The following is an 11,440-nucleotide window of genomic DNA, read 5'->3' on the forward strand; positions in this document are numbered from 1 at the left end:
AATGACCAAAGCACTTGAAATCAGTGGTTTGAAAAAGACCTACCGCGGTGGGTTACAAGCGCTCAAGGGCCTCGATCTAACCGTCAATGAAGGCGATTTTTATGCCTTACTGGGACCCAATGGCGCCGGCAAGTCGACCACCATTGGTGTGGTCTCCTCGCTGGTAAATAAAACCGAAGGGTCAGTGAAAGTCTTTGGTTATGATCTTGATAGCCAGCTTGCCGATGTAAAACGCTGTATTGGCCTGGTGCCACAGGAATTTAATTTTAATCAGTTCGAGACGGTGCAGCAGATTGTAGTTAACCAGGCAGGCTACTACGGTGTGTCCCGCACCCTGGCTAAAGAGCGTTCTGAAAAATACCTGACTCAGTTAGGGCTATGGGATAAGCGCAATGATCCGGCGCGGACGTTATCCGGCGGCATGAAACGTCGTCTGATGATTGCCCGGGCTTTACTGCATGAGCCGAAGCTGTTGATTCTGGACGAGCCAACGGCAGGTGTTGATATTGAACTGCGCCGCTCGATGTGGGACTACCTGACGCAGATTAACGGCCAGGGTATTACCATTATTCTCACCACCCATTACCTCGAAGAGGCGGAAACATTGTGCCGTAACATCGGCATCATCGATAAAGGGCGCATTATCGAGAATACCAGTATGAAAGCCCTGTTGAGCAAACTGAATATCGAAACCTTTGTCCTTGATCTCGACCCCTATGACGGGCATCCAACGCTGGACGGCTTTACCATGCGCGAATTAGATAACCATACGCTGGAGGTTGATGTGCCAAAAGAGCGCGGGCTGAATAGAGTATTCGAACAGTTATCGGCGCAAGGATTGAAAGTCCTGTCGATGCGCAATAAAGCCAACCGGCTGGAAGAGTTATTCGTCGATTTAGTTGAACAGGGCCGCAATCAGAAGGAGTCGGTAGAATGAGCAACCCAATGAACCTGACTGCGTTACGCACTATCTGGATTAAAGAATGCACCCGTTTCCTGCGTATTTGGGTGCAGACGCTGGTGCCGCCCGCGATTACTATGACCCTCTATTTCATCATCTTCGGTAACCTGATTGGTCAACGCATCGGTGAAATGGATGGCGTCAGTTACATGGAGTTTATTGTGCCCGGGCTGATCATGATGTCGGTGATCACCAATGCCTACTCCAACGTGGCATCCTCGTTCTTCAGTGCTAAGTTTCAGCGCAATATTGAGGAGATGCTGGTCGCGCCGGTGTCAACGCTGACCATTATTCTTGGTTATGTCGGCGGCGGCGTGGCCCGGTCGCTTATCGTCGCGGTGGTGGTGACTATTGTCGCCAGTTTCTTTGTGCCGTTAAATATTCAGCATTTCTGGCTGATCGTAGTGACGGTGGTACTGACCGCGACGTTATTCGCCTTAGCCGGTTTGATTAATGCGGTGTTTGCTAAAACCTTTGATGATATCTCGATTATCCCGACTTTCGTTCTGACCCCCCTGACGTATCTCGGTGGTGTGTTTTATTCGATTAGTCTGTTGCCAGAGTTCTGGCAGATGGTATCCAAGGCAAACCCCATCATTTATATGGTCAATGCGTTTCGTTATGGGTTCATTGGCGTCTCTGACATCAATGCCTATGTCGCCCTGGGTGTATTGGTGTTGTTCAATATCGCCTTTGGTGCACTAGCTTGGGTCCTGCTGAACCGCGGTATTGGTATTCGTAGCTGATGGAGTACCAATCACGCGGTATAGATACCAATCAGACGGGTATTCATGAGGATCTCGATAAGACCGTCCACAAATACCTCAGTACTGAGTTTCAGAAGCCTGTTGCCGAGCATAGCAAAGCCACTTTTGAGCAGGTACAGACAGTGGTAGACCGCTGGCAGGGGCCTTTGATCCTGGACTCCTGCTGCGGTGTGGGCGAAAGCACGCTGGCTCTGAGTCAGCGTCATCCCGAGGCGCTTGTGGTTGGCATTGACAAGTCGGCCCATCGGCTGGGGAAAAACACCGCTTACGGCGACAGCAATGAGCGTTGCCTGCTAGTGCGTGCTGATCTGAATGATTTCTGGCGCCAGGCAGTCGATGCTAACTGGCAGCTGAGTCATCATTATATTTTGTATCCGAACCCCTGGCCGAAGCAAAAACATCTGCAGCGCCGCTGGCACGGGGGGCCGTTATTTCCGTCGATTATCGCCCTAGGCGGACAACTTGAGCTGCGCAGTAACTGGCGCCTGTATCTTGAAGAATTCGCCCGCGCGCTGGAGATTTCCGGCCAGGCCAGCAGTGTCACTGAACTGGCCGCGGATTCGGTTCCCATTACGCCTTTTGAACGCAAATATCAGGCGACTCAGCAAGCGCTCTGGCAGTTACAAAGCAAGTTGTGCTAAAGTCTGCGCCCACAATATTGTGCTAGGAAAGTGCAAGGAGAATGCATTTGAGCAAGCAGCCCACGGCTGACGTCAGTCTCGACGCCTTGTATCGGATTTTTACAATCCCTGAGGCACCGGAATCGACACTCGGTAAAATTGAACGCCACCTGTCAGAAAATCTGGCGGGCTTTTTGAGTGCGCACATTGTTGCCAAAGAAAAGCCGTTGCACGAGATCGAAGAAGACTTCGCCGATAGCGCTATTCCGGAGCAACCGAGCTTTGTTTCAGAGCACACTGACGAACTGCTGAACAAGCTGGTCGCGCATTCGGTACACACCGCGTCGCCACGCTTTATTGGCCATATGACCTCGGCATTACCTTATTTCCTGTTGCCTTTGGCCAAGCTGATGGTCGGTTTAAACCAGAATCTGGTGAAAATCGAAACCTCAAAAGCATTTACGCCGCTGGAGCGTCAGGTGTTAGGGATGATGCACCATCTGGTCTATGGTCAGGAAGGCGAGTTTTATCAGCACTGGATGCATAGTGCTGAGCATTCTTTAGGGGCTTTCTGTTCCGGTGGTACGGTGGCTAATATCACTGCGCTCTGGGTCGCGCGCAATAAATTGTTTGCCGCCACAGATGGTTTCGCCGGCGTAGCCAGTGAAGGACTCGCCGCAGGCTTGGCACATTACGGCTATAAGCGTGCTTGTGTGCTGGTCTCAGAACGCGGCCATTATTCGCTGTCAAAAGCAGCCGATGTGTTGGGTATTGGACGCTCCAATCTGGTCGCCGTGGCCACTGACCACAACAACCGTATTCGGGTCGATGCGTTGCGCGAACAGTGCGCTAAAGTGGCCGCTGAAGGTGGTCGGGTGATGGCTATTGTTGGCATCGCGGGTACTACTGAAACCGGCCATATTGACCCCCTGGCAGACATTGCTGAGGTTGCCGCGGAAGTGGACGCCCACTTTCATGTCGATGCGGCCTGGGGTGGTGCGACCTTATTATCGGACACTCATCGCCACCTGCTGCAGGGCATTGAGCAAGCGGACAGTGTTACTATTGATGCGCACAAACAGATGTATGTCCCGATGGGCGCTGGTATGGTGCTGTTTAAAGACCCGTCACTGGTGCACGCCATTGAACATCATGCGGAATACGTGATTCGCCGTGGCTCAAAAGATTTAGGTAGTCATACCATGGAAGGCTCGCGGCCGGGTATGGCGATGCTGGTCTATTCAGCACTGCATGTGATGGGACGTAAAGGCTATCAGCTATTAATCGACCAGAGTATTGATAAAGCGAACAACTTTGCCGGGCTGATTAGCCAGCAGGACGACTTTGAAGTCATTACAGAACCGCAGTTGTGCCTGCTTACTTATCGCTACGTGCCAGCGCCGATCAAAGCGGCGTTAGAGAACGCTGACGATGCGCAGAAACGCCGTGTTACGCCGCTACTGAATCAGTTGACCAAGCATATTCAGAAAAGTCAGCGTGAAAGCGGTAACAGTTTTGTCTCGCGGACTAAATTAACACCGATGCAGTACGCCAAAGAGCCGACCACCGTGTTTCGCACCGTGCTGGCGAACCCGTTAACGACCATGGATATGCTGGCAGAGATCCTGCAGGAGCAGCGTGAAATCGCGAACAGCGCCATTCACACGCAGCGCGCCCTGTTTGCTGAAGCAAGAGCCTGTGGATTACTGAACGACTAACCTGGCTGGCACGGCCGGCCAGGTGTGCTGTATGGACTAAGCGCGATCGACTTCAAGATTATCGATCAGGCGCGTAGTACCGAGCGATGCCGCTGCCAGGATCACCAGGCTGTCTGCGGCGTCCTCTGCTTGGGCCGGGCTGAGGTCAGCCTGACGGCGAATACTGAAGTATTCTGGCTCCAGGCCAGCGGCCGCTATTCGCCCTAATGCCTCCTGCTCTACTTGGGTAATTCCCGCCCCGTTCTGCAACTGCCCTGCGGCGGTTTGAAGCTGTTGGTAAATAGCGGCAGCAGCTTGTTTTTGCTGATCACTTAAATAGCCATTACGCGAGCTTTTCGCCAGCCCCGACGCTTCACGCTCAGTGTCGACGCCAATCACCTCGACCGCCAGCGATAAATCCTCAACCATGGTCCGGATGACGCGTAGCTGCTGATAGTCCTTTTTACCAAACACCGCGATGTCCGGCTGCACCATATTAAAAAGCTTACAGACGATAGTGGCTACACCACGAAAATGGCCGGGTCTTTTTTCACCGCACAGCATATCTGAAAGCTGGGGCACCTCGACATAGGTTTGAGCGTTTAGGCCGCGCGGATAAATAGTCCCGGTCGACGGGGTAAAAACCGCATCCACGCCCAGTTCGGCAAGTGCCTGCATGTCAGCAGCCAGTGTTCTGGGGTAACTATCCAGATCTTCATTGGCGCCAAACTGCATTGGGTTCACGTAAATGCTCACAATCACTGCATCCGCGTGCTGCTGGGCTTTCCGCACCAGCTTGAGATGGCCGCTGTGGAGATTGCCCATGGTCGGAACCAGGGCAACTTTCTTCTGTTGCTGCCGCCGTTGCTGACGCCAGTTGCGTAATTCAGGCAGGGCAGTGATTTGAAGGATCGGAAGATGGTCCGGCATAGAAAATTCGCTTAGTCGAAACTGTGTTCAGGCCCGGGGAAGGCGCCCGTGGTTACATCGTCAATAAAGGTCTGTACCGCGCCTTCAATACTGCCGCTGTCGGCGAGAAAGTTTTTTACAAATTTCGGCAGGTAGTCACTGTTGAGACCAAGCATGTCGTGCATTACCAGAATTTGACCATCGGTATTTTTGCCCGCGCCGATGCCAATCACCGGCATCTCGACAGCCTGCGCAACGCGTTCGCCAAGTGCGGTCGGAATGCACTCTACCACCAATAACTGCGCGCCCGCGTGCTCTAAGCCCTTGGCGTGGCTAATCAACGTGTTTGCCTGCTCGTCATCGCGGCCCTGAACTTTGTAACCGCCTAAAACATTAACAGACTGGGGTAGCAGACCAAGATGCGCGCAAACAGGCACACCTCGGGTGGTCAATGCGTTAACGGTGTCGAACAACCACTCGCCGCCCTCCAGCTTGACCATGTTGGCACCAGCCTGCATCAGGACTGCTGCATGCTCACAGGCTTGCTCAGGGCTGCTATAGGTCATGAACGGCATATCGGCAATGATAAAAGATTCAGGCGCACCACGGCGGACACAGCGCGTGTGGTAGGCAATATCATCGTTGGTAACTGGCACCGTACTGTCGTGACCTTGCAGCACATTGCCCAGGGAGTCGCCAACCAGCATGACATCGACACCTAGTTTGGCGAAAAGGCGGGCAAAGGTCGCATCATAGGCGGTCAGTGCGGTGATTTTCTGCTGGTTGAGTTTTTTCTTACGCAGTTGTGCAATAGATATGTTGGCCATGGGCTTACCTGTTTATCCGAAACGGAGATCAGCTTTGCATTGTAACGGGTGGCGCAATTTTATCTAGTCCATTGAGCGGGATTTGCTGAGCCAGGGCGGCAACCTGCTTGCCATTCGGCAGCACCAACTGAGGAGCGATTTCAGCCAGCGGCACCAGTACAAATTCACGCGACTCAAGACCCGGATGGGGGATGCTCAGATCCGGTGCTGTGATACATAGCGTGTCATAGAGTAGGATATCAATATCCAGCGTACGCGGGCCCCAGTGCTGGCCACGAACGCGTCCTGCCGCGTTTTCGATAGCCTGGGTGGCACTCAGTAATTGAGTCGGGGTGAGATTTGTTGCCACGGCTACCACGGCATTGACGTAGTCGGGTTGGTCTTGGGGGCCCATCGGCTTACTCGCATACAGAGACGAACAGACAATACTATTCATCTCGTTGTGCTGGGCCAGCTGTTGCAGTGCAAAGTGCAGCTGAGCCTGAGGGTCATTAAGATTGGCCCCCAGGCCTAGGTAGGCCAGCGCCATGTTAACTATCCTGAGGTTTGTCTGCAGGTTTACGACGTCGCGGACGACGGCGGCGCTTAGGCGCGTCTTCGGCATTCCTTGCACCAGGCCCACGAGCCTGACGTGTCGGTGCGCCACCGACCTCTTTACCTTTCTGAAATTCAGTCCAGAACTGACCCAGCGAGGCAAGTTCCGCGTCCCCTTCGATACGGCTACGCAGTAACAGGAAGTCGTAACCTGCGCGGAATTTGGGGTGGGTAAGCAGCCGTTCGGCCTTGCGTGGCTGCGTTTGTTGCAACCGATGTTGCAACGCCCAGATGTCACGAGCGGGCAAACTAAAACGTTTAGGGATGGCAATACTGCGCGATTGCTTCGCAACAACGTCCGCTGCGGCAATTTGCAACGCGTCGTACTCTGCCAGACCACCTTCCTGAGCAAGCTGCTCCGCATGGGCATTGACCGGGTACCACAAAAGCGCAGCAAACAAGTACGCCGGGGTGACCCCTTTGCCTCCGTTGATACGTGTATCGGTGTCCTTGAATAGCTGATGGACCATACGGTACTCAAAGCTGTCCGCATTTTTCAGCGCGCTTTTTAATTGCGGGACGAAGTACCCGAACAAACCGTATTCATACAGACCGAGGAAGTTCGCTTCCGCTTTTCCATGCAGAAATAGTTTAAGAAACTCTTCAAACAAACGGGCCGGCGGAATGTTGTCGAGCAAGTGAGCCAGTTTGGCAATAGGCACACGGCTGCTGTCTTCGATACGAAGGCCAAGCTTAGTCGCGAAGCGAATAGCCCGGAGCATGCGCACCGGGTCTTCACGATAGCGGGTCTCAGGGTCACCGATCAGTCTTAACACACCGGCTTCCAGGTCTTTTACCCCGTTAGCAAAATCATAAATTGCGAAATCGGCGATGGAGTAATACATCGCATTGACGGTGAAATCACGGCGCTGGGCATCTTCTTCAATGCTTCCGTAGACGTTATCACGCAGCAACAAACCTTCTTTACTTTGTTTACTATGCCCTTTGGGACTGCTTTCATCCTCGTCTGGATGGTGGCCACGGAAAGTAGCGACTTCGATGACATCGCGGCCAAAGACGACATGGGCGAGGCGGAAGCGGCGACCGATCAGGCGGCAGTTGCTGAACAGGGATTTGATCTGCTCCGGACTGGCGTTGGTGGCGACGTCGAAATCTTTTGGCTCAAGGCCCAGTAATAAGTCGCGCACACAGCCACCTACCAGGTAGGCATCAAAACCACCCTTGTGTAGTCGATACAGCACTTTCAGCGCGTTCTCTGAGACCTGAGCGCGGGAAATATTGTGCTTATCACGAGGAATCACAATGGGTTGGCTTAATGTTGAACGGCCTGGAGCCGATGCTTGGGAAGGCAGTACCTGACGAGCAAACTGCACGATTCGCTTAATAATGGCTGAACTCCGGATCATACTAAGTTAGGAAATTGGCGCCGATGATATACCAAGTTGACAAAAATGAGAATCAAACGGTGAAATTTTCAACATGGGACGGCCATTTAGCTTGCGCCCAGTCCAGTTGTAATTCGACAGCTGCGCCCTCTAAATCGGTTGGTAAGTGCATACCCAGAAAGCCAATGGCACGGGTCAGATTGGCTGCGGCCTGGTTATTGTCAATGGCTGGCGCGTGATTCTGTTTACTGAGTTTGCGCCCGTCCGAACCTAGCACTAACGGCAGGTGAGCAAGCCGTGGCAGATTTACTGGGCGTTGCTGAACCTGATTTAATGCTTGCCACAGGGTCAGTTGCCAGGCGGTCGGGGTTAGTAGGTCGCTTCCCCGCACGATTTCGGTGATCCCTTGTTCGCGGTCGTCACTGACCACGGCAAGCTGATAGGCCCAGAGTCCATCCCGACGACGCAGGACGAAGTCTTCTCCTGCCCAGTCCGCTTGCACCGTGACAGCACCATGAAAACGGTCGTTCAAGGTGGTAACCGGGTTTCGGTTGAAAAAGCGCAACGCATTCTGCTCGAAAGCTAAGCCGCGACTGCGGCAAAAGCCGGTGTAGTAGGGCGCGCGGGCTTTAATTTGTTTGCGGGTGCAGTCACAAGCATAGAGCAGACCTGCACTATGCAAGTCATCCAGATGACTTTGGTAAAGCGCATGTTGCTGGCTTTGGTAGCGAACGGGGCCGTCCCAATGCAGACCGTGAGCCTCCAGTTGGGAGAGAATCACAGCATCCGCTCCAGGCACTTCCCGCGGCGGATCAATGTCTTCGATTCGAACCAGCCACTGCCCGCCAGCGGCGCGGGCGTCCAGGTAACTGCCCAGAGCAGCAATTAAAGAGCCCGCATGAAGCGGGCCCGAAGGCGAGGGCGCAAAACGACCCCGATAGCTGGTATCACTGTTTGAAGAGACCATAGTGGCAGTCTCCACGCTGCTCGCTTTAGAAAAAAGTGGCTTATGCGCCTCTCATTTGCTTCTCGCGAATTTCGGCCAGGCTTTTGCAGTCAATGCAAAGGTCGGCAGTCGGGCGAGCTTCCAAACGCTGAATACCGATTTCGATGCCGCATGAATCACAATAGCCGAAATCGTCACGCTCAATGGCTTCCAGCGTCTTTTCAATTTTCTTAATCAATTTGCGCTCGCGGTCGCGGGTACGCAACTCGATTGCGAACTCTTCTTCTTGCGCTGCACGGTCGACAGGATCAGCGTGATTATTCGCTTCTTCCTTGAGATGACCAACGGTGCGGTCGACTTCTTCCCGCAACTGATTACGCCATGTTTCCAGAATTTTACGGAAATGGTTACGTTGCGCCTCATTCATGTACTCTTCACCAGTTTCTTCCTGGTAAGGCTGTAAGCCCGCTTGCGCAATAATACCGTGCGCTTTTCGTTCCTTTGTGGCGGCCATAGTGTTCTCCTCTGTGAGGCAATGCATCTGTGCTAAAAAAAGTCGGACATGTATACCAGAATACCAAATCGGGTGCAATTGAAAGCACCACTCCCTTATATAGGTCCGATTTGTGGCAATTCAACTGTCATGGGTTCACCAGGTTCGATTCCTTGCGCACTGATTTGACAACTAAGTGCATACAGTTCAACGCCATGTTGTTGGGCTTGAATACAGAGTTGTGCATAAAGAGGATCAATATGTGCTGCCGGCTTTACTTTGTTAATGCCACTATGGCCGACCACAAAAAGCAGGGCGGCACGATACCCGGCTGCAACCATGGCTTGTAATTCGCGCAGGTGTTTTTGCCCGCGGGTGGTCACCGCATCTGGAAAATACCCGCATCCGTGCTCGTTCAGGGTGACGCTCTTTACTTCGATAAAGCAGTCCGCTTTGCCGTCTTGGTGCTGTTCGAGAAATAAATCAACACGACTACGCTCTTCCCCATAGCGAACTTCACGGCGCAAACTCTGATAGCCGGTTAATTGAGGAAGACAGTTCTGTTGAATCGCTTGCTCAGCGATCTGGTTTGCGCGTTGCGTATTAATAACGATGAAGTCGTTGTCTGGGGTCCGGCTTAGTTCCCAGGTGTTGGGGTACTTTCGTTTGGCATTATCCGATGTGCTGTACCAGACTTCATAACCAGGTTCAGCACAGCCCGTCATTGCACCGGTATTGGGGCAGTGGATGGTCAGGCGTTGACCGTCTTCAGTTATCACATCGGCAAGAAACCGTTTATAACGACGCTCAAGCGTTGCGCGTTGTAGGGCGGGTTGAAATTGCATTATCGGTCACTTTGTAGTGTAGTGTTGAGTTATTTCGTTGCCTCATGCCAGTTTCGGATCGACGATGAGGCCAAAGCAACATACTTGGAGAACAAAACTATGTCTAGCGCAGTACAAGTACGTTTAACCACAGAGGGTTTGCCTGCCGCGTATAAAGGGCAGGGTGGCAGCTTTTTTAATGAACAGGGCTTTGCGATTGTCGCCGAGCAGGACGAAGGCCAGATGCTGCGTAGTATTCAGCAGGCTGGGCGCAAATTAGATCAGGCCGGCGTGGGTACCATTGAAGCGACCGGGCAAGGCTGGACGCTGGAGCGTCAGTGGGCGCTGGCTCAAGGGTTTGTCGACCCGAAAAAGCGCAATGAAATTCGCTGGTCGACTGATGACGTGGGCGTCGCCGAGCAACTTCAGGCGATGTATGACACGGTTGCCTGGGCCCGCGAACTGGTCAATTTACCGCCGCAGGATATTTACCCTGAATCACTGTGTACCCGGGTTATTGATAAATTGAAAAGCATCGGTGGCGACGCGGTCAGCTATCGCTTGCTGCGCGAAGAAGAATTGCTGGCCGATGGCTGGATGGGAATTCACACAGTTGGCCGTGCCAGCATGCATAGACCGACCATGCTTCAGCTTGATTTCAACCCAACAGGTGATGCCGATGCCGAAGTGGATACTGCTTTAATTGGTAAAGGTATTACCTTTGATAGCGGCGGTTATAGCATCAAACCAAGCGAAGGTATGATCGCGATGAAATGCGACATGGGTGGAGCGGCGACGGTTGCTGGCGCACTGGCACTGGCGATTCAACGAGGCCTGAAAAAGCGGGTTAAATTGATTTTGTGCTGTGCAGAAAACCTGATTGACGGCACCGCGTATAAACTAGGCGATATTATTACCTATAAAAATGGCCAAACCGTCGAAATCTTCAATACCGATGCTGAAGGGCGGCTGGTGTTAGCGGACGGCCTGCTGGCAGCGGGAGAGATGGGCGCAAAACGCATTATTGATGCGGCGACCTTGACCGGGGCGGCGCAGGTCGCGGTTGGTCAGGAATACAACGCCTTGTTTGCCGTAGATGACGCCTATGCCAGCCGGGCACTGCAGGCGGCGAGCGCGGAGAACGAACTGCTTTGGCGGTTACCATTAGCGCCGTGGCATAAAGATCAGTGCCCGTCTAACTTTGCCGATACCGCGAACAGTCGTCCGGTCAAGGGCGGCGGTGCAGGTGGCGCCAGTAATGCGGCGGGTTTCCTGCTGCGTTTTGCGCCGAACGACGGAGCCAACTGGTTGCACTTTGATTTAGCAGCGGCGTACCGCAAAGAAGGTGAAAAACTATTCAACGCAGGCGCCACCGGTTTGGGTATACGCACCATTGCCCGCACCTTGCTGGATGACTGAGTAGCTCAGTAACTTACAAAATATTTAAGCAAACGCC

General features: G+C 53.1%; 12 protein-coding genes. 5 read left to right on the forward strand and 7 right to left on the reverse strand.

Annotation, left to right across the window (positions count from 1 at the left end; translation table 11 throughout):
* Nucleotide 1: 1 nt before the first annotated feature.
* From CWE14_RS10920 to panP, 4 genes are read left to right on the forward strand one after another with little or no spacing between them, the layout of a single operon-like run.
* Nucleotides 2-937: an ABC transporter ATP-binding protein gene (locus CWE14_RS10920; protein ID WP_126799412.1), complete on the forward strand. Its 936-nt coding sequence runs from the start codon at nucleotides 2-4 to the stop codon at nucleotides 935-937.
* Nucleotides 934-1,707, forward strand: a complete 774-nt coding sequence (locus tag CWE14_RS10925) for an ABC transporter permease (RefSeq protein ID WP_126799413.1) — start codon at nucleotides 934-936, stop codon at nucleotides 1,705-1,707. Before CWE14_RS10920 ends, CWE14_RS10925 begins: the two co-directional genes overlap by 4 nt.
* A complete protein-coding gene (trmB, locus tag CWE14_RS10930; protein ID WP_126799414.1) occupies nucleotides 1,704-2,369 on the forward strand; it encodes a tRNA (guanine(46)-N(7))-methyltransferase TrmB in 666 nt (221 codons plus the stop codon). The genes CWE14_RS10925 and trmB overlap by 4 nt, the downstream gene beginning before the upstream one ends.
* Before the next feature lie 47 nt (nucleotides 2,370-2,416).
* The gene (panP, locus tag CWE14_RS10935; protein ID WP_241972386.1) at nucleotides 2,417-4,066 is read left to right on the forward strand and encodes a pyridoxal-dependent aspartate 1-decarboxylase PanP; all 1,650 of its coding nucleotides are present in this window, start codon (nucleotides 2,417-2,419) and stop codon (nucleotides 4,064-4,066) included.
* A gap of 36 nt (nucleotides 4,067-4,102) precedes the next feature.
* Here the strand turns inward: panP and panC are convergent, their stop codons facing one another.
* The 7 genes from panC to sfsA all read right to left on the reverse strand — a co-directional run bounded on the left by panC (nucleotide 4,103) and on the right by sfsA (nucleotide 10,005).
* Nucleotides 4,103-4,975, reverse strand: a complete 873-nt coding sequence (panC, locus tag CWE14_RS10940; protein WP_126799416.1) for a pantoate--beta-alanine ligase — start codon at nucleotides 4,973-4,975, stop codon at nucleotides 4,103-4,105.
* 11 nt (nucleotides 4,976-4,986) lie between these two features.
* Nucleotides 4,987-5,781: a 3-methyl-2-oxobutanoate hydroxymethyltransferase gene (gene panB, locus CWE14_RS10945; RefSeq protein WP_126799417.1), complete on the reverse strand. Its 795-nt coding sequence runs from the start codon at nucleotides 5,779-5,781 to the stop codon at nucleotides 4,987-4,989.
* Nucleotides 5,782-5,809: 28 nt separating this feature from the next.
* Nucleotides 5,810-6,310 carry a 2-amino-4-hydroxy-6-hydroxymethyldihydropteridine diphosphokinase gene (gene folK, locus CWE14_RS10950; protein ID WP_126799418.1) on the reverse strand — a complete coding sequence of 167 codons (501 nt, stop codon included), beginning with the start codon at nucleotides 6,308-6,310 and terminating at the stop codon, nucleotides 5,810-5,812.
* A gap of 1 nt (nucleotide 6,311) precedes the next feature.
* Nucleotides 6,312-7,634 (reverse strand): polynucleotide adenylyltransferase PcnB, encoded by a 1,323-nt coding sequence (gene pcnB / locus CWE14_RS10955; protein ID WP_126799664.1) that lies wholly within the window; start codon nucleotides 7,632-7,634, stop codon nucleotides 6,312-6,314.
* Between the two features lie 160 nt (nucleotides 7,635-7,794).
* The gene (gene gluQRS / locus CWE14_RS10960) at nucleotides 7,795-8,688 is read right to left on the reverse strand and encodes a tRNA glutamyl-Q(34) synthetase GluQRS (protein WP_126799419.1); all 894 of its coding nucleotides are present in this window, start codon (nucleotides 8,686-8,688) and stop codon (nucleotides 7,795-7,797) included.
* Nucleotides 8,689-8,728: 40 nt separating this feature from the next.
* Nucleotides 8,729-9,181: an RNA polymerase-binding protein DksA gene (dksA, locus tag CWE14_RS10965; protein WP_126790228.1), complete on the reverse strand. Its 453-nt coding sequence runs from the start codon at nucleotides 9,179-9,181 to the stop codon at nucleotides 8,729-8,731.
* Between the two features lie 95 nt (nucleotides 9,182-9,276).
* The gene (sfsA, locus tag CWE14_RS10970; RefSeq protein ID WP_126799420.1) at nucleotides 9,277-10,005 is read right to left on the reverse strand and encodes a DNA/RNA nuclease SfsA; all 729 of its coding nucleotides are present in this window, start codon (nucleotides 10,003-10,005) and stop codon (nucleotides 9,277-9,279) included.
* A gap of 99 nt (nucleotides 10,006-10,104) precedes the next feature.
* Here sfsA and pepB point away from each other — a divergent pair, with 99 nt between their 5' ends.
* A complete protein-coding gene (pepB, locus tag CWE14_RS10975; RefSeq protein ID WP_126799421.1) occupies nucleotides 10,105-11,403 on the forward strand; it encodes an aminopeptidase PepB in 1,299 nt (432 codons plus the stop codon).
* The last annotated feature ends 37 nt before the right edge of the window (nucleotides 11,404-11,440 follow it).

It is taken from the genome of Aliidiomarina soli, assembly GCF_003986975.1.
Classification (GTDB): domain Bacteria; phylum Pseudomonadota; class Gammaproteobacteria; order Enterobacterales; family Alteromonadaceae; genus Aliidiomarina; species Aliidiomarina soli.

Coding starts and splice junctions, on each gene's coding strand:
- CWE14_RS10920 (WP_126799412.1), top strand. CDS start 2: ATGACCAAAGCACTTGAAATCAGTGGTTTGAAAAAGACCTACCGCGGT.
- CWE14_RS10925 (WP_126799413.1), top strand. CDS start 934: ATGAGCAACCCAATGAACCTGACTGCGTTACGCACTATCTGGATTAAA.
- panC (WP_126799416.1), bottom strand. CDS start 4,975: ATGCCGGACCATCTTCCGATCCTTCAAATCACTGCCCTGCCTGAATTA.
- panB (WP_126799417.1), bottom strand. CDS start 5,781: ATGGCCAACATATCTATTGCACAACTGCGTAAGAAAAAACTCAACCAG.
- folK (WP_126799418.1), bottom strand. CDS start 6,310: ATGGCGCTGGCCTACCTAGGCCTGGGGGCCAATCTTAATGACCCTCAG.
- gluQRS (WP_126799419.1), bottom strand. CDS start 8,688: ATGGTCTCTTCAAACAGTGATACCAGCTATCGGGGTCGTTTTGCGCCC.
- dksA (WP_126790228.1), bottom strand. CDS start 9,181: ATGGCCGCCACAAAGGAACGAAAAGCGCACGGTATTATTGCGCAAGCG.
- sfsA (WP_126799420.1), bottom strand. CDS start 10,005: ATGCAATTTCAACCCGCCCTACAACGCGCAACGCTTGAGCGTCGTTAT.
- pepB (WP_126799421.1), top strand. CDS start 10,105: ATGTCTAGCGCAGTACAAGTACGTTTAACCACAGAGGGTTTGCCTGCC.